We start from the raw sequence: 17,089 nt of genomic DNA on the forward strand, positions 1-17,089 counted from the left end.
TTTTAGATGAGCAACGGAATGTTCTGGTGCCGACTAGTGGCGCTCTTTCTGGGGGTGGTTTCACCTGCGCTATTCGCTGCTGAAGGGCCGCAGGTCTACAGCGGGATGTTGGGCAAGATGGTGATAGTAGTGGAACTCGATCTGCGCGACCCTGAGCAGGTTATTGGCCGCTATTTTTACCGCAAGCACCACCATGATTTGGCCTTGGAGGGCCGACTGCAAGGCCAGCAACTCAGTCTGGTCGAAGGCCGAGATAGGTACGACGGCGCTCCGCGTCCCGAACTGCGCTTGCAGCGCAGCTCGCAGGGGTGGCATGGCGAATGGGTCGGACCGCAGGGTAAAAAGCTTGCCGTTAAGCTTACCCAGCCGACCATTGAGGAGCCGCCAGCGGGAGCCGAACCTTTCTGGTATCGCCTGTATGAGGAGTCGCCCTACGAGTTTTTGCGCCTCAAAAAACTGCCGCTAGAACCCGGTAAACGACAGGACTTTATGGGCCATGAGTTGCAATGGTGGACGGAGGCTGTTTCGGGGCTGGCGATGTTCGAAGTGCTGAGTGGCTACCCCCAGGCACAACTGGATTCGATCAACCAGCAGTTGCGGGCGCGGTTGCGCGAGGAAGTGATCGACTATCACGCCTGCAAGCTGGGGGCGGGTGATTCACGGGCGGAGTTTCTGCAAACCGTGAGGCCGAGGCTTTTGTCAGCGCATGTTGTAAGCCTGAGTATTTTTACCAGCTATGACTGCGGTGGAGCTCACCCGGATTTCAGCGATGCACCGCTCACGCTGGATGTACATACCGGAAAGCCGCTGGGCTTGGAGGACCTGCTCTGGGTCGGTGAGGGCCCTGCTTTTCACTATCTAGAAACGCGAGAGCACAAGCCGGATGAGGAATCGGTGAATTTCGATGTGTTCTCCCAATACCGTAATCGGTACTTCGCGGCCTGGTTGGTCGAGCAGTGGCGACAGATCGCTCCAGACGAGTTGCCAGAGCCTGCAGATGATCTCGAGTGCAATTACAGCGACCCGGAAATCTGGGACTTCCCTAGTTGGTATCTCAATGAGGAGGGTATTGTGTTCGACCCGATCTTCCCGCGTGTCGCGCGTGCCTGCGAAGGGACCGAGTGGTCGGTGCTGCCCTATGCGGTAGTCAAGAAGCATCCCGGTCGATTGCGCTTGGCATTGCCGGACTAAGGCGGGTATTGCACTGCGTGCATCATCGGCCTAGGATGCGCGCCTCTCTCAACCGACAGCAAAGGAGCCACATCATGCAGCAGCTGATCAACCTTTGCAGGTCGCGCCTGGTTTAATCGCCTCTTCCGCAGCTCTTCGCAGCGGTTCGCATTGCCCGGCTTCGGCCTGCCAACTCCAAGATTTTTTCGTTTCAACCAATTTGGATTGGACTATGGGCACTTGCATTCGCAATTTGTCCGACGGCATCGTTTTGATCGCCGCGGACGACACTTGGATCGAAGGAAAAGCGATCCAACAACTTGAAACCACCGCACGTCTGCCGGGTATGCAACGGGTCGCCGGGATGCCGGATCTGCACCCGGGGCGCGGCTATCCGGTCGGTGCGGCATTCTTTTCCGTGGGGCGGCTGTATCCGGCGTTGGTCGGCAACGATATTGGCTGTGGCATGGCGCTTTGGCGCACCGATATCGGCGTGGCCAAGCTGAACCTGGACAAGCTGGAAAAGCGCCTCGGTAGTCTCGACGGCCCCCTTGGTGATGACTGGCAGGAGGCCGTCGCCGCGTTTGGCTTGCCGCTGAGCGGCCACGAGCATTCCCTAGGCACCATTGGCGGCGGCAACCACTTCGCCGAACTGCAGCAACTCGACCAGAGCTTCGATGACGAGGCGCTGGCTGCGTTGGGTATCGACCGTAAGCAGCTGCTATTGCTGGTGCATAGCGGGTCGCGCGGTTTGGGCGAGGCGATTCTGCGCGAGCAGGTCGACTTGTTCGGCCATCAAGGGTTGGAGGCTGGCACAGCGGCTTGCGCCCATTACTTGGTACGTCACGATGGTGCCTTGCGCTTCGCTGAGGCCAATCGGCAGTTGATCGCCCGGCGCATGCTGGAACGACTGCGCGCTGAGGGTGGGCAGTTACTGGATATCAACCACAACCTGGTATCGCCGGCACATATCGTAGGTCAAGACGGCTGGTTGCACCGCAAGGGCGCCACGCCGTCCGATCAGGGTGTACTGGTGATTCCCGGCTCACGTGGCGATTACAGTTACCTGGTGCAGCCGTTGGCCGACGAACGCAGCCTGTTGTCCCTGGCCCATGGCGCGGGGCGTAAATGGATGCGCAGTGACTGCAAGGATCGCCTGGCCGCGCGTTACAGCGTCAAACAGCTGGAGCGTACGGCGCTGGGCAGCCGGGTGATCTGTACTGATCGGGCGTTGATTTACGAGGAAGCGCCAGAAGCCTACAAGGCCATCGATTCGGTGGTCGGTGCGCTGCGCGAGGCGGGTCTGTTGCGGGTATTGGCACGCCTGAAGCCGGTGCTGACCTACAAGACGCGCGGAGGTTGCTGCTGATGATCCTTCTGCAATTGTCGGCGGCCCAAGGGCCGGAAGAATGCGCCTTGGCGGTGGCCAAGGCGCTCAAGCGTCTGCTGGTGGAAGCCACGGAGCTGGGCGTTGAGGTGCGGGTGCTGGAGCAGGAGGCCGGCGAACGCCCGGCAACTTTGCTTTCGGTCTTGCTGGCGCTGAGCGGTGAGGCAGCCGAGCAGTTGGCGGATGACTGGAGGGGTTCGCTGCAATGGATCTGCGTCAGCCCTTATCGGCCGGCGCATCGGCGCAAGAACTGGTTCTTCGGGGGCGCGCGTTTCGCCGTGCCGCCGGCCAACCTGGAAAGCCAGATACGCTTCGAAACCCTACGTTCCTCCGGTCCCGGCGGCCAGCATGTCAACACAACGGACTCGGCAGTGCGCGCCACCCATGTGGCCAGCGGCATTAGCGTCAAGGTGCAGTCCGAACGCAGCCAGCACGCCAACAAGCGTCTTGCGTTGTTGCTGATTGCACGGCGCCTGGTCGAGCAAGCTGAACAGGCGAGCGAAGCCTTGCGGGCCGAGCGTCGGTTGTTTCATCACCAAGTGCAGCGCGGTAATCCGCGGCGCACCTTCCGGGGCGTCGATTTCTCTTCGTAGGCTCTTATACGACGAATTACTCAACTCAGATTCCATTCTCAGGTGCATGTTGTGCTGCCCGCGGGGCAGCACAATACCTACAATGCCGTGAGTGGATATTCGGGGCCGCCCCAGCTTCAAGCACCACTAACGGGGGCTGAAAGTGAGAAAGGCGTTTGCTGTTTTACTTATTAGCCTAGCGCTATGCACCAGCGTTCTGGCGGCGCCTTTGCGTCTGGTTACCGGCGATGACTACGCGCCCTTTACCGGTAAGGCGCTGCCTGAGGGTGGCATGCTGACGCAGGTGGTGCGGGCGGCGTTACAGCAAAGCAATATCGCCAGCAGCCTGGATTGGCAGCCATGGAACCGTGGTTACCTGAAAACCCTGCGCGGGCAATATGACGCAACCTTTCCCTATGTGCGCACTCCGCAGCGTGAGGAAGTGTTTCTCTACTCGGAGCCGCTGTTTGTTGCCGAGCAGCATATTTTCAGCCGCGCTGGTGAGGTGATCGAGGTTGACGATGTGCCCAGCATGCAGGGCCGGCGCCTGTGCTATCCACTCGGTTGGCAGCCGCCACCGATCATTCAGCAACTGGTCGATGATGGGCAACTCAGTCGGCACTCCCCGACGGGGCTGCACGAGTGCGCACGTCTGTTATTGATGGGGCGCGATGATTTCTTTATCTCCGACCGGCGTCTCGGCGAAACCGCGTTGCGCTTGACCGGGGAGCCTATCGAGCGCTTTCGCCGCTCCAACAGCGCGATCAGCCGTAGCACCTTGCATCTGATCGTGCCGCGCAGTCACCCGCAGGCGGCGGTGATCATCGCGCAGTTCAATCAGGGCTTGGCGCAGTTGCGCGCTAGTGGCGATTATCAGCGCATGCTTGAGCGCAACCTACAGCAGAGTGAGGTCGCTGCGCCCTGAGTTGGCGCAGTGCCTTCATGGCCGGCCATCCCTGGCGGCCACCCAGCTATTTCTTAAGTTTGGGGTTGGGGAAAAACTGCACGACTTGCACCTTGGGATCCGCGACCTTGGGTTTTAGCGCGCTGATATTGACCCGCGTCGGCAGCTCACGTGGCACCGAGTTGCCGCGCTCATCCAGGGTGTCGGCGTAGCCGCAGCCGATGCACTCGCGGTGCGGTACGCCGTCCACGTTCCACATCTGGATCTTGTCCATTTCGCTGCAAGCCGGGCAGACCGCGCCGGCGATAAAGCGTTTTGCGCTGATATTCACAGGGGTATCTGTCATGCGGCCTCCTGGCTCAAGCCGAGGTGACGCAGCAGGGCGTCGATGGATGGCGGGCGGCCACGGAAGTCGACGAACAGCACCATCGGCTCCTGCGAGCCGCCACGGGCGAGGATGGCTTCACGGAAGGCACGGCCGGTGGCGCTGTTGAACACGCCTTCTTCCTCGAATTTGGAGAAGGCGTCGGCGCTCAGCACTTCGGCCCATTTGTAGCTGTAGTAACCGGCCGCGTAACCGCCGGCGAAGATGTGCGCGAAACTGTTGGGGAAGCGGTTGTAGGCCGGCGGACGCAGCACCGAGACTTCCTGGCGGATGCCTTCAAGCACGTCCAGCACGCTGCGGCCGTCACCGTGGGTGGCGTGCAGTTCGAAGTCGAACAGGCTGAACTCGATCTGCCGCACCATCATCAGCCCGGATTGGAAGTTCTTCGCCGCCAGCATCTTGTCCAGCAAGTCTTGTGGGAGTGGTTCGCCAGTCTCGTAGTGGCCGGAGATCAGCGCCAGGCCCTCGGGCTCCCAGCACCAGTTCTCCATAAACTGGCTCGGCAGCTCCACTGCATCCCAAGCCACGCCGTTGATCCCGGACGCACCGGCGTGCTCAACGCGGGTCAGCAGGTGGTGCAGGCCGTGGCCGAATTCATGGAACAGGGTGGTGACTTCATCGTGGGTTAGCAGCGCTGGCTTGCCGCCGACGGCTGGGGTGAAGTTGCACACCAGGTTGGCCACCGGGCTGATCAGCGTGCCATCGGCCGTGCGGCGCTTGTCGCGCGCGCCGTCCATCCAGGCGCCGCCGCGCTTGTTGGCGCGGGCGTAGAGGTCGAAGAAGAAACGCCCGACGTGTGAGCCGTTCTCGCTGATTTCAAACAGGCGCACATCCGGGTGCCAGGTGTCGAAGCCGCTCAATTCCTCAATCTGGATGCCGTAGAGTTTTTCAACGATGGCGAACAGGCCGCTGAGCACCTTGTCGATGGGGAAGTAGGCACGCAGGATTTCCTGGGAGATGCTGTAGCGCTGCTCGCGCAGTTTTTCGCTGTAGTAGCCGACGTCCCAGCTTTGCAGCTCGTTACAGCCCTGTTCTGCGGCGAAGGCTTGCAGCTCGCGCAGGTCCTGCTCGGCAAATGGTTTGCCGCGTGTGCCGAGATCACGCAGGAAGTGCAGCACCTGGTCGGTGGTCTCAGCCATTTTGCTAGCCAGGCTTAATTCGGCGTAATTGGCAAAACCCAGTAGCTTGGCCAGTTCCTGACGCAGGGCGAGGATTTCCAGCATCACCGGACCGTTGTCGTTCTTGCCGGCATTCGGCCCCTGGTCAGAGGCGCGTGTGCAGTAGGCGGCATAAACCTCTTCGCGCAACGCGCGGTCGTTGGCGTAGGTCATCACCGCGAAGTAGCTGGGGAATTCCAGGCTGATCAACCAGCCATCCAGACTCTTGGCCTCGGCAGCTTGTTTCATCTGCGCCTTGGCCGAATCGGTCAGGCCATCCAGCGCGGCCTCGTTGGTGATGTGCTTGGTCCAGGCCTGGGTGGCATCCAGCAACTGATTGGAGAACTTGCTGGCCAGCTCGGAGAGCTTCATCTGGATCTCGCCGTAGCGCTTCTGCTGTTCGGCTGGCAGGTCGATACCGGACAGGCGGAAGTCGCGCAGGGCGTGTTCGAGAATGGTCTTCTGCGCCACGTCGAAACCGGCTGCTGCGGGGCTCTCGGCCAGCTTTTGATAGGCCTGGAACAGCGGCTGGTTCTGGCCGATTTCGGTCCAGTATTCGGACAGCTTGGGCAGGCAGGCCTCGTAGGCGGCGCGCAGCTCGGGGCTGTTGCACACTGCGTTCAGGTGGCTGACCGGGCTCCAGGCCTGGCCCAGACGTGCGCCCAGCTCATCAAGCGCGAGCACCAGGCCCTCCCAGCTCGGTGTGCCAGACTGTTGTTCAAGCAGCTGGCTCATGGCCGTGCGGTTATCGGCAAGAATGCGGTCCACCGCTGGCTCGACATGCTCTGGACGGATGGCGGTATAGGAAGGCAGATCGAAGGCTTGCAGCAGTGGGTTGTTGGCAGTCACGACAGGTCACCTGTAACGGAATGGGTTTGCAGCTGTGACCCCGGCGGGCGCAAAAGGCTCCCAGGGTCAGGCTTGAGTGGGCATGGGGCGCTACAAAACAGCGCGCATGTCCTGAACATGGGTGCCATCTTAATTACAATCAAGGTCAGACGCAGCCTAAGAGGTTTCTATCGTGGCGATTCGTACTTATCAACAGTTCACCCCCTTGCTCGGCCCGCGGGCCTTTGTCGATGCCTCGGCCGTGGTGCTCGGCGATGTGGAAATCGGCGCGGACAGCTCGGTCTGGCCGCTGGTGGTGATCCGTGGCGACATGCACAGCATCCGCATTGGCGAACGCAGCAGCATTCAGGACGGCAGCGTGCTGCACATTACCCATGCCGGGCCCTTCAACCCGCGCGGCTACCCGCTGAATATTGGCGACGATGTGACCATCGGCCATAACGTCACCCTGCACGGCTGCAACATCGGCAACCGGGTGCTGATCGGCATGGGCAGCATCATCATGGATGGCGTGGTAATCGATGACGAAGTGATGCTCGGCGCTGGTAGCCTGGTGCCGCCGGGCAGCCATCTGCAAAGCGGCTACCTGTACGTCGGCAGCCCGGCCAAGCAAGCCCGCGAACTGAGCGAGAAGGAGCGCAGCTACTTCCGCTATAGCGCCGACAACTACGTACGGCTGAAGGATCAACATCTGATGGAAGGTTACGGCAGCTGATGACTCAAGCGGCTTTGCATTACTCGAATATCCTGTTTGACCTTGATGGCACCCTGACCGACCCGCGTGAGGGGATTACCCGCTCGGTGCAGCATGCGCTGGCCAAACTGGGCATTGATGAGCCTGATCTGCAGGCGCTTGAACACTTTATCGGCCCGCCGCTGCTGCAGTGTTTTATGCAGACCTATCAGTTCGATGAGGCCACGGCCTGGCAGGCGGTGAACCACTATCGCGAGCGTTTCCGTGAGGTGGGACTTTATGAAAACCAGCTATTCGACGGCGTGGGTGAGCTGTTGCAGCTGCTGCAGAACCAGCAGCGCACGCTGTATATCGCCACCAGCAAACCGACGGTATTTGCCGAGCAGATCGCCCGGCACTTTGGCTTTGCCCAGCACTTCAAGGTGATTTACGGCAGCGAGCTGGACGGCACGCGCACCGACAAGGTTGAGCTGATCGCCCACCTGCTGGAAAAAGAGCAATTAGCGGCCGAGAGTACGCTGATGATCGGCGATCGCAAGCACGACCTGATCGGCGCGCGGCGCAATGGCCTGGATGCAGCCGCAGTGGGCTATGGCTTTGGCAGTCTGGCCGAATTGCAGGCTGAGGCGCCGACCTATCACTTCCACAGCCTGGCCGAGTTACACCAGGCGTTTGTGCGTTAGGTGTCGTAAGCGAGTTGCCAGGAGCAGGCAACCCGCCACCGAGGATTAGCCGTTTTTCTGGTAGATGATCTTTTTGGTGCCGCCGTCGCAGCTGCCGACCACCATATTGGGGTCTTGGGCGTCTTCGTTGGGCACGATTTCCAGGGTGTAGCTGGCAACGCCGGCGGCCTGGATTTTCACTTCAATCTCCGCACGCAGCTCTTCGCAGGGCTTGGGTGCGGCCAGTAGGCTGGTGCTGAATAGACCAAGCAGCACGGCCAGGGTGAATTTGTTCATTGCATCGTTCCTTTTGCGTGAACAGAAATTACCAATCTTGGAGTGGGGTTTAGGTACGTAAGTTCTAAGAGCCCGCAGATAAGTCGGCCAGCGCTTGTTGTCGTTCGCGCTCGGGCAACTCGCCCAAGGCGGCGACGCGTCGATAGAAACGCGACCAGTCGCGCTCAGCTTGCTCGAACAGTGCGGCGAAGGCCGGCACCCATTGATCATAGAGGCCAAACGGCAACAGCTTGGCGTTGTTGATCGGCGCGTTGATCCAGTCGTCGTAACGGCCATTGCCGCCCCACTCGCGGGCGCTTAGCGCATGGTATTCGGCGCGCAGACGGGCGATTTCGGCCTGCTTGTCGGTGCGCATCTGCGTGGGCGGCAGATCACTGGCGTAGAGCTGCTGCAGGCGTGTTCGGCTGGCCAGCACCAGGGCGATAAATTGCTCGCGCTGCTGTTCGCCCTGCGGGTCGCTGGGCGGCAGCCCATGCTTGGCGCGCCATTGGCGTAGGCCCTCGCGCTCGACAAAGCTGGCGAAGGACTCGTTGAACGCGGTGTCGTTGGCCACATACAGCTGCTGGTGCGCCAGTTCGTGGAAGATCACCGCCACCAGGCGTTCATCGCTCCAGCGCAGCATAGTGTTGAGAATCGGGTCATCGAACCAGCCCAGGGTCGAATAGGCCTCGACACCGTCCAGGTAGGTATCCAGGCCCTGCTGTTTCAGCAGTGCTGCCGAACCACGCGCCCGGCCCTGGCTGTAAAAGCCACGATAGGCTACGCAACCGGCGATGGGAAAACAGTGCAGCTCGGGCGATAGGGAAAATTCCGCGGTGGCAAACACATTCCACACCACAAACGGCCGCTGGATATCGGCGTACAGGCGGTAGCTGTCATTATCGGGCAGGCTCAGCTGGGCGCTGGCGAAATCCCGCGCCTGTTGAGCACGTGCCAGGCGTTGCTTGAGTTCGGGGTCGGCCGTCGGGTTCTCCAGCAGCTCGGCAACAGGCTCGCGGGCCTGCAGCAGGTGCAGTTGCCCGCCGGCCAGGTGGCTGTAGTAGTCCAGGGTGCTGCAGCCGTTCAACAGCAGCGCAGCGGCCAGCGGAACCCAGCGCCAGAGCAGAGCGTCGAACATGGATCAGTACCCGTGAGTAAACAGGCTGTCACGCTAGCGCATCGGCGCTGCTGCCTCCAGCACGGGATCGGCGTAGGCTAACTGTCGTTGCGATTTATGGAGGTGTCCCATGCGTTACCTGGCTTTGCTTGGCGGTGTGCTGGTGCTCAGCGCCTGCGCCTCTCCCGTGCCTGCGCCTGATCCGAGCCAAGCCTGGGTGGACCTGCGCAGTAATGCCGGCACCCTGCTGATGGCCAATCGACTTGATGGCCAGCGCCTCAACGATGGCCGTTACTTTCAGGTGCCTGCTGGTGCTCATGAGCTGCAGGCGCGCTTTCAGTTCGAGGTGAACGGCGGCGGTGGCCTGGATGGCGCCTATGAGCCGCGTCAGGTGACCTGCGAAATTCGCGTGCGCTACGACAACTTCGTGGCTGGCCAGCGCTATCGATTGGAAGCCAGACCCATGCAGATGAAAGCGCAGGCCTGGCTCTACGATGCGCAGCGCAACGTGCTGGCGCGCGGTAAGGTACTGCGCTGCGGCACCTTCTAAGAACCTGCCCACGATCTGCTGCGCGTTGGCCCTGCTGCGTTAAAAACAGGCTCGGAATGCTCATGTACAACAGTACACTCCGCTTCCTCGCCTGTTTTTGCCTTGCAGTGCTCTAGCTCGCTAGATCGTGAGCAGGTTCTGAATTAGAGGCTGCTATCGAGCACCGCTTCCAGGGTGATCTCGGCGTTCAGCACCTTGGACACCGGACAGCCATTTTTGGCGGTTTCTACGGCTTTCTCGAAGGCCGCGCGGTCGGCGCCGGGGATGCGCGCCTTGAGTGTCAGATGCACGGCGGTGATGGAAAAACCGCCGTCGGCTTTGTCCAGGGTGACTTCCGCTTGTGTGTCGATACTCTCAGCGGTCATTCCGGCTTCGCCTAGCTCCTTTGACAGTGCCATGGAAAAGCAGCCGGCGTGAGCGGCGCCAAGCAGCTCTTCCGGGTTGGTGCCCGGCTGATCTTCGAAGCGGGTGTTGAAACCATAGGGCGCGCTTTTCAGGGCGCCGCTCTGGGTCGAGATCGTACCTTTGCCGTCCTTGATGCCACCTTGCCAGTGGGCTGATGCTGTCTTCTTCATCCGAGTTCTCCAGTGCATGGGTTACCAGGTTGAGAGCAGGCTGAGGTGGCACAAGTTCGGAAAATAAGTCCCGCCAGTCGGTTAACGCAGTTGCGCGACCAGCTCGAATGCATGCAGTCGGTCGGCAAAGTCGTACAGGTCGCAGGTGAAAATCAGTTCATCGGCACCGGTCTGTTCCAGTAGCACTTCCAGGCGTGCGCGCACCTTGTCCGGGCCGCCGATCATCGCCATGCCGAGGAAGCTGCTCACTGCTTCTTTTTCATGCGGCAACCACAAGCCCTGCATGCTGGTAACGGGCGGTCTCTGCACCAGGCTCTGGCCACGAATCAGCGCGAGGATGCGCTGATAGGCCGAGGTGGCCAGATATTCAGCCTGCTCATCGCTGTCGGCGGCAATCAGCGGTACGCCGAGCATCACATAGGGTTTGTCGAGCACCTCAGAGGGCTTGAAGTGATTACGGTAGACGCGAATCGCCTCATGCATAAAGCGCGGCGCGAAGTGCGAGGCGAAGGCGTAAGGCAGGCCCTTTTCGCCCGCCAGTTGGGCGCTGAACAGGCTGGAGCCGAGCAGCCAGATTGGCACATTGGTGTCGCTGCCGGGCATGGCTATTACCCGCTGATCCGGCGTGCGTGGGCCGAGATAGCGTTGTAACTCCTCAACATCCGCTGGGAAGTCATCAGCGCTGCCAATCCGGTCGCGGCGCAACGCCTGGGCGGTGAAGTGATCGGCCCCTGGCGCGCGGCCCAGACCCAATTCAATGCGCCCAGGATAGAGCGTGGCCAGGGTGCCGAACTGCTCGGCAATTACCAGTGGCGCGTGGTTAGGCAGCATCACCCCGCCAGAGCCCAGGCGAATCTTCGACGTGCCGGCGGCCAGATACCCCAGCAGCACGGCAGTGGCCGAGCTGGCGATGCCGTCCATGTTGTGGTGTTCGGCCACCCAGAAACGCTCGAAGCCCAGGCGCTCGACATGCTGCGCCAGGGCCAGGGAGTTGTGCAGGGCCTGGGCGGCGTTGCCGTCATCGCGAATCGGGGCGAGGTCCAGGGTGGAGAATTTGCTCTGTGCGAGTGCGCTCATCGGGCCGCCTGTGGTTTATCCGTGTGTTGGGGCGCCACAAAGCGCCAATACCTGAGTTAGATAGTGGGGCTTGTTCTGCGGATTCCAAGGGGCACGGCGCGTCGGGCGGGAAGACCCGCGGCCATGTTCAGGCATGACCGCAGCGTTTGGGCTCAGCTATCGCTCAGGCGGAAGCCGATCTTCAAAGTGACCTGATAGTGGCCGACCTTACCATTTACGATATGCCCGCGGGTTTCCACCACCTCGAACCAGTCCATATTGCGTACCGACTTGGCACATTCGGCCAGGGCATTTTCGATGGCGTCCTCGATGCTGACTTTCGAGGAACCGACGATTTCGATTTTCTTGTAGGTGTGATGATCGGACATGGGGCGTTCTCCACTGGTTGATGATTCAACGCTAGTTGAGTCGCCGCAGTTCTGCCTGACTGCCGATTCAGCCTTGCAACTCGTGACGTAGCCAGGTGGCCAACAGCTGCGCGCGTTTATCCAGGCGTCGCGCCGGCACCCACAGGGCCAGGCGTGCCGAGGTTTCGACAAAGCCCCAGGGCGCGACCAGGCGACCAGCGGCCAGGTCGTCGGCCACCAGTTGCTGCGGCGCGATGGCCACGCCCAGGCCGGCTGCGGCGGCTTCCAGCAGGTAATACAGATGTTCAAAGCCCTGGCCGAGCTTTAGCGCGCTGGCATCCAGCCCGTTGCTGGCGGCCCAGCTGGGCCATGCTTGTGGGCGCGAGCTGGTGTGCAGCAAGGGTTCGCCGAGCAGCGCTGCGGCGGGAGCCTGATGCAATGCGGCGAACTGCGCATAACGCGGGCTGAGCACCGGGCCGATGCGCTCGGCGGCCAGCTCGAACACCTGCATATCCGCCGGCCACGGCGGTTCGGCGAACCACAGCGTGGCATCCACACCACTGCGTCGTGGGTCCAGTTCACCTTCGCTGGCGGACAGTTGCAGGCGTAGTTCCGGCAGCTCGCGGTTGAGCCGGTCCAGGCGCGGGATAAACCAGCGCGCCAGCAGGCTGCCCGGGCAGGCCAGGACAAATGGCGCATCGGCCTGACCCTGCTGCAGCTCGGCGCAGGTGCTGCGCAGACGGTTGAACAGTTCGGCGCTGACATCGCGCAGGCGAATGCCGGCATCTGTGAGTTTAAGGCCGCGACCCTCCTTGCTGAACAGCGCTACACCCAGGTGCTCTTCCAGGCTGCGCACCTGGCGGCTGACCGCGCCATGAGTGACATGCAGTTCGTTGGCCGCCTGGCTGACGCTGTTCAAGCGGGCGGCTGCTTCGAAGGCGCGCAAGGCGTTAAGCGGTGGAAGGTCGTGGCTCATATGTGAGTTTTCCTGACAGGTTGTGGCGATCTTATCGCTTTTGCCGCGCGCGCCACAGCTTTATCCTGTGCCCATTGCCGTAGAAGCGGGCATCACTGTCCGCCAAACGCACCCGAATTTTCTGAGGAGAACGCCATGACTTCCTTCCGCGCTGGCCCTGACGCCAACGGCCTGTTCGGCTCGTTCGGCGGCCAATATGTTGCCGAAACCCTGATGCCGCTGATCCACGACCTGGCAGAAGAGTACGAAAAGGCCAAGCTCGACCCCGAGTTCCAGAAGGAACTGGCCTACTTCCAGCGTGATTTCGTCGGCCGTCCGAGCCCGCTGTATTTCGCCGAGCGCCTGACCGAGATGTGCGGTGGCGCGAAGATCTACTTCAAGCGTGAAGAGCTCAATCACACCGGCGCGCACAAGATCAACAACTGCATCGGCCAGGCCCTGCTGGCCAAGCGCATGGGCAAGAAACGCATCATCGCTGAGACCGGCGCCGGCATGCACGGCGTGGCCACCGCCACCGTGGCGGCGCGTTTCGGCATGGAATGCGTGATCTTTATGGGCACCACCGACATCGATCGCCAGCAGGCCAACGTGTTCCGCATGAAGCTGCTGGGCGCCACCGTAATTCCGGTCGTCGCCGGCACCGGCACGCTCAAGGATGCGATGAACGAAGCGCTGCGCGACTGGGTGACCAACGTGCACAACACCTTCTACATGATCGGCACCGTGGCCGGCCCGCACCCGTACCCGGCGATGGTGCGCGACTTCCAGGCGGTGATCGGCAAGGAAACCCGCGAGCAGATCCTCGCCCAGGAAGGCCGTCTGCCCGACAGCCTGGTGGCCTGCATCGGTGGCGGCTCCAACGCCATCGGCCTGTTCCACCCGTTCCTCGACGATAAAGATGTACAGATCGTCGGCGTCGAAGCGGCCGGTTACGGCATCGAAACCGGCAAGCACGCCGCCAGCCTGAATGGCGGCGTACCGGGCGTGCTGCACGGCAACCGCACCTTCCTGCTGCAGAACGACGATGGCCAGATCATCGACGCCCACTCGATTTCTGCCGGCCTGGACTACCCCGGCATCGGCCCGGAACACGCCTGGTTGCACGACGTTGGCCGGGTTGAATACACCTCGGTGACCGACGACGAAGCCCTGGCTGCGTTCCATACCTGCTGCCGCCAGGAGGGCATCATCCCGGCCCTGGAAAGTGCCCATGCCCTGGCCGAAGCCTTCAAACGCGCGCCCACTCTGCCCAAGGAGCACCTGATGGTGATTAACCTGTCCGGGCGTGGCGACAAGGACATGCAGACCGTTATGCACCACATGGAAAACACTGTGCAGGAGAACCACTGATGAGCCGCCTGCAAACCCGCTTTGCCGAGCTGAAACAGCAGAACCGCGCCGCCCTGGTGACTTTCGTCACCGCCGGCGACCCGAACTACGACGCCTCCCTGGCGATCCTCAAGGGCCTGCCTGCCGCTGGCGCTGATGTGATCGAGCTCGGCATGCCGTTTACCGATCCGATGGCCGATGGCCCGGCGATCCAACTGGCGAATATCCGCGCGCTGGAAGGCGGTCAGGACCTGGCGAAAACCCTGCAGATGGTTCGCGCGTTCCGCGAAGGCGAGCAGGTGACGCCGCTGGTGCTGATGGGCTACTTCAACCCGATCCACAAGTACGGCGTTGAACGCTTTATTGCCGAGGCCAAAGAAGCCGGTGTCGATGGCCTGATCGTCGTCGATCTGCCGCCCGAGCATAACGCTGACCTGTGTGATCCTGCTCAGGCGGCGGGGCTGGACTTCATCCGCCTGACCACCCCGACCACCGACGACAAACGCCTGCCCAAGGTGCTCAACGGCAGCTCCGGCTTCGTCTACTACGTCTCGGTTGCCGGTGTGACCGGTGCCGGTTCGGCCACCCTGGATCACGTCGAGCAGGCCGTCACCCGTCTGCGTCGTCACACTGACCTGCCGCTGTGCATCGGTTTCGGCATCCGCACTCCGGAACATGCGGCGACCATCGCGCGTCTGGCCGAAGGCGTGGTGGTTGGCTCGGCGCTGATTGACCAGATCGCCAACGCCAGCAGCCACGAGCAGGCCGTAGACGGTGTGCTGAGCCTATGTGCGGCGTTGGCTGAGGGCGTGCGCGGCGCGCGCGCCTGAGTCCTGGGGTGGGCGGAGTTCCTAGCGGACACTCCACCCATCCACCGCTGCATCGGTGGATGAAAAAGCGTTATCCACCCTACGCGTTACACGCCCCGATCCACCCTACATGACCGAGAAACTTGCGAGTGGGCCGCTGCCTGGCGTCCAATAGCCCACCCCTTGCCCTAGAGTCTCGCCATGTCACGTCCGCCCATCGCTCGCAAACCTCGCGCCAGTAGCCAGAGCCGCATCGCCGGCATTCTGGCCGCTGCCCGTGAGTTGCTGGCCGAGCATGGTGTGGCCAGCCTGTCGATCTACAGCGTGGCTGAGCGCGCGCAGATTCCGCCGTCCTCGGTGTACCACTTCTTCGCCAGTGTGCCCGCCTTACTGGAAGGGCTGACGGCAGACATTCACAGCGCGTTTCGCGCCTGCCTGCAGGAGCCGATTGAACATGCGCAACTGCGCGACTGGCGTGACCTGTCGCGTTTAGTGGAGCAGCGCATGCTGGCGATCTATGCCGCCGATGCCGCCGCGCGCCAGTTGATTTTGGCGCAGCACGGCCTGGCCGAAGTCACCCAGGCGGACCGTCAGCACGATATCGAGCTGGGCCAGTTGATGCAGCAGTTGTTCGATCACCACTTCCCGTTGCCGCAGCTGCCGGAGGATGTCGATGTGTTCGCCCTGGCCATGGAGCTGGGCGACCGCGTCTATGCCCGCTCGGTGCAACTGCACGGCGCAATCACCCCGCGCATGGCCGAGGAAGGCATGCGGGTGTTCGATGCCTATCTCAGTCTCTATCTGCCACCCCATCTACCAAAAAGGGCGCTATAAGCGCCCTTTTCAATTTCCACCACCGCTCGTTCAGAGCGCCTTTTCAAATACCTGCGAGTTGCGCTGGTAGTTGTACAGCGAGGCGCGCGCAGCTGGCAGGCGGTCGACACTGCTGGGCATAAAGCCGCGTTCGCGGAACCAGTGGGCCGTGCGCGTGGTAAGTACGAAGAGGGTCTTCAGACCCTGGGCGCGGGCGCGTTCCTCGATGCGTTCGAGCAGCTCGTCACCGCGGCCACCGTGACGGTAGGCCGGGTTGACCGCCAGGCAGGCCAGTTCACCGAAATCCGAGTCGGCAATCTGGTACAGCGCGGCGCAGGCGATGATCAGCCCTTCACGTTCGACAATGCTGAACTGCTCGATCTCGCGCTCCAGCACCTCGCGCGAGCGGCGCACCAGAATGCCCTGGTCTTCCAGCGGGGTGATCAGTTCCATCAGCCCGCCAACATCCTCGATGGTCGCTTCGCGCAGCGATTCGAACTGCTCCTGGGCCACTAGGGTGCCGTTGCCGGTGCGAGTAAACAGCTCGCTAAGCAGCGCACCGTCTTCGGCATAACTGACGATATGGCTGCGGCGTACCCCGGCCTTGCAGGCCTCGGCGGCGGCATCCAGCAGTTCAGCTTGGTAGCTGCTGCCCAGGCGCAGCAAGTGCGCGGGCACCTGCTGCGGGCGCAGTTCACGCACCAGTTTGCCGGCTTCGTCGAGCAGGCCGCACTCGGCGCCGAACAGCAGCAGCTTGTCGGCGTCCAGGTCGATGGCGGCGCGGGTGGCGACGTCTTCGCAGGCGAGGTTGAAGATCTCACCGGTCGGTGAGTAACCCAGTGGCGACAGCAGCACGATGCTGCGCTCATCCAGCTGGCGATTGATGCCTTTGCGGTCGATGCGCCGCACTTCGCCGGTGTGGTGATAGTCGACGCCATCGACCACGCCAATCGGCCGCGCAGTGACGAAGTTGCCGCTGGTGATGCGCAGGCGTGAGCCCTGCATCGGCGAGCGCGCCATGTCCATCGACAGGCGTGCTTCGATGGCGATGCGCAGCTGGCCGACGGCATCGATCACGCATTCCAGGGTCGGGCTGTCGGTGATCCGCAGGTCACGGTGAAAGCGTGGAGTCAGGCCGTTGTTGGCCAGGCGCGCCTCGATCTGTGGGCGCGAGCCATGCACCAGCACCAGGCGTACGCCGAGGCTGTGCAGCAGCACCAGGTCGTGAACGATATTGCCGAAATTCGGGTGGGCAACGCCCTCGCCCGGCAGCATTACCACAAAGGTGCAGTCGCGGTGGGCATTGATATAGGGCGAAGCGTGGCGGAGCCAGTTGACGTGGTCGTGCATTGCTTGAAGAACCTGTGTCGAATACGGAGCGCATGGGAAGGGCGCAAGGTCGCGCCAGGCGGCAGCCGAGAGCAGCGGTTTTATCGTCGC

The 17,089-nt window shown here is 62.0% G+C and carries 19 protein-coding genes; 10 read left to right on the forward strand and 9 right to left on the reverse strand.

Annotated elements, in window-relative coordinates; genetic code table 11:
- The first annotated feature begins 6 nt into the window (after positions 1-6).
- The 4 genes from RHP75_RS00780 to RHP75_RS00795 all read left to right on the forward strand — a co-directional run bounded on the left by RHP75_RS00780 (position 7) and on the right by RHP75_RS00795 (position 4,054).
- Entirely contained in the window at positions 7-1,191 is a 1,185-nt protein-coding gene (locus tag RHP75_RS00780; RefSeq protein ID WP_311090043.1) for a hypothetical protein, read from the forward strand.
- 211 nt (positions 1,192-1,402) lie between these two features.
- Positions 1,403-2,539, forward strand: coding sequence for an RNA ligase RtcB family protein (locus RHP75_RS00785; RefSeq protein WP_311090044.1), 1,137 nt, complete (start codon positions 1,403-1,405; stop codon positions 2,537-2,539).
- Positions 2,539-3,150, forward strand: a complete 612-nt coding sequence (gene prfH / locus RHP75_RS00790; RefSeq protein ID WP_311090045.1) for a peptide chain release factor H — start codon at positions 2,539-2,541, stop codon at positions 3,148-3,150. Before RHP75_RS00785 ends, prfH begins: the two co-directional genes overlap by 1 nt.
- A 208-nt stretch (positions 3,151-3,358) precedes the next feature.
- Positions 3,359-4,054, forward strand: coding sequence for a transporter substrate-binding domain-containing protein (locus tag RHP75_RS00795; RefSeq protein ID WP_311090046.1), 696 nt, complete (start codon positions 3,359-3,361; stop codon positions 4,052-4,054).
- A gap of 46 nt (positions 4,055-4,100) precedes the next feature.
- Here the strand turns inward: RHP75_RS00795 and RHP75_RS00800 are convergent, their stop codons facing one another.
- Both RHP75_RS00800 and prlC read right to left on the reverse strand, forming a co-directional pair.
- Positions 4,101-4,379, reverse strand: a complete 279-nt coding sequence (locus tag RHP75_RS00800) for a YheV family putative zinc ribbon protein (RefSeq protein WP_311090047.1) — start codon at positions 4,377-4,379, stop codon at positions 4,101-4,103.
- Positions 4,376-6,424: an oligopeptidase A gene (gene prlC / locus RHP75_RS00805; RefSeq protein WP_311090048.1), complete on the reverse strand. Its 2,049-nt coding sequence runs from the start codon at positions 6,422-6,424 to the stop codon at positions 4,376-4,378. Before prlC ends, RHP75_RS00800 begins: the two co-directional genes overlap by 4 nt.
- 172 nt (positions 6,425-6,596) lie before the next feature.
- On the opposite strand from prlC, the gene RHP75_RS00810 reads away from it, so the two are divergent.
- Both RHP75_RS00810 and RHP75_RS00815 read left to right on the forward strand, forming a co-directional pair.
- Complete coding sequence (locus tag RHP75_RS00810; protein WP_311090049.1) at positions 6,597-7,139, forward strand: gamma carbonic anhydrase family protein; 543 nt, start codon at positions 6,597-6,599, stop codon at positions 7,137-7,139.
- A gap of 14 nt (positions 7,140-7,153) precedes the next feature.
- A complete protein-coding gene (locus RHP75_RS00815) occupies positions 7,154-7,801 on the forward strand; it encodes an HAD family hydrolase (RefSeq protein WP_311092010.1) in 648 nt (215 codons plus the stop codon).
- A 45-nt stretch (positions 7,802-7,846) separates the two neighbouring features.
- Here the strand turns inward: RHP75_RS00815 and RHP75_RS00820 are convergent, their stop codons facing one another.
- Both RHP75_RS00820 and RHP75_RS00825 read right to left on the reverse strand, forming a co-directional pair.
- Positions 7,847-8,077 carry a DUF1161 domain-containing protein gene (locus RHP75_RS00820; RefSeq protein ID WP_090379109.1) on the reverse strand — a complete coding sequence of 77 codons (231 nt, stop codon included), beginning with the start codon at positions 8,075-8,077 and terminating at the stop codon, positions 7,847-7,849.
- Between the two features lie 64 nt (positions 8,078-8,141).
- Positions 8,142-9,194, reverse strand: a complete 1,053-nt coding sequence (locus RHP75_RS00825; RefSeq protein WP_311090050.1) for an aminopeptidase — start codon at positions 9,192-9,194, stop codon at positions 8,142-8,144.
- 109 nt (positions 9,195-9,303) lie between these two features.
- Here RHP75_RS00825 and RHP75_RS00830 point away from each other — a divergent pair, with 109 nt between their 5' ends.
- Complete coding sequence (locus tag RHP75_RS00830; protein ID WP_311090051.1) at positions 9,304-9,723, forward strand: hypothetical protein; 420 nt, start codon at positions 9,304-9,306, stop codon at positions 9,721-9,723.
- 143 nt (positions 9,724-9,866) lie between these two features.
- Here the strand turns inward: RHP75_RS00830 and RHP75_RS00835 are convergent, their stop codons facing one another.
- From RHP75_RS00835 to RHP75_RS00850, 4 genes are all read right to left on the reverse strand, one after another.
- Positions 9,867-10,298: an OsmC family protein gene (locus tag RHP75_RS00835; RefSeq protein WP_311090052.1), complete on the reverse strand. Its 432-nt coding sequence runs from the start codon at positions 10,296-10,298 to the stop codon at positions 9,867-9,869.
- Positions 10,299-10,379: 81 nt separating this feature from the next.
- Entirely contained in the window at positions 10,380-11,375 is a 996-nt protein-coding gene (locus RHP75_RS00840) for an LLM class flavin-dependent oxidoreductase (protein WP_311090053.1), read from the reverse strand.
- A gap of 152 nt (positions 11,376-11,527) precedes the next feature.
- On the reverse strand, positions 11,528-11,743 hold the full coding sequence (locus RHP75_RS00845) for a dodecin (protein ID WP_311090054.1): 216 nt from the start codon (positions 11,741-11,743) through the stop codon (positions 11,528-11,530).
- Positions 11,744-11,810: 67 nt separating this feature from the next.
- Complete coding sequence (locus RHP75_RS00850; protein WP_311090055.1) at positions 11,811-12,698, reverse strand: LysR family transcriptional regulator; 888 nt, start codon at positions 12,696-12,698, stop codon at positions 11,811-11,813.
- A 135-nt stretch (positions 12,699-12,833) separates the two neighbouring features.
- Here RHP75_RS00850 and trpB point away from each other — a divergent pair, with 135 nt between their 5' ends.
- From trpB to RHP75_RS00865, 3 genes are all read left to right on the forward strand, one after another.
- Positions 12,834-14,048, forward strand: a complete 1,215-nt coding sequence (gene trpB, locus RHP75_RS00855; protein ID WP_233685611.1) for a tryptophan synthase subunit beta — start codon at positions 12,834-12,836, stop codon at positions 14,046-14,048.
- Complete coding sequence (trpA, locus tag RHP75_RS00860; RefSeq protein WP_311090056.1) at positions 14,048-14,857, forward strand: tryptophan synthase subunit alpha; 810 nt, start codon at positions 14,048-14,050, stop codon at positions 14,855-14,857. Before trpB ends, trpA begins: the two co-directional genes overlap by 1 nt.
- 180 nt (positions 14,858-15,037) lie before the next feature.
- Positions 15,038-15,670, forward strand: coding sequence for a TetR/AcrR family transcriptional regulator (locus RHP75_RS00865; protein ID WP_311090057.1), 633 nt, complete (start codon positions 15,038-15,040; stop codon positions 15,668-15,670).
- Between the two features lie 30 nt (positions 15,671-15,700).
- Here RHP75_RS00865 and argA read toward each other — a convergent pair whose 3' ends face one another.
- Positions 15,701-16,999, reverse strand: a complete 1,299-nt coding sequence (gene argA / locus RHP75_RS00870; RefSeq protein WP_090254507.1) for an amino-acid N-acetyltransferase — start codon at positions 16,997-16,999, stop codon at positions 15,701-15,703.
- Positions 17,000-17,089: the final 90 nt, after the last annotated feature.

It is taken from the genome of Pseudomonas sp. SG20056 (assembly GCF_031764535.1).
Taxonomy (GTDB): Bacteria; Pseudomonadota; Gammaproteobacteria; order Pseudomonadales; family Pseudomonadaceae; genus Aquipseudomonas.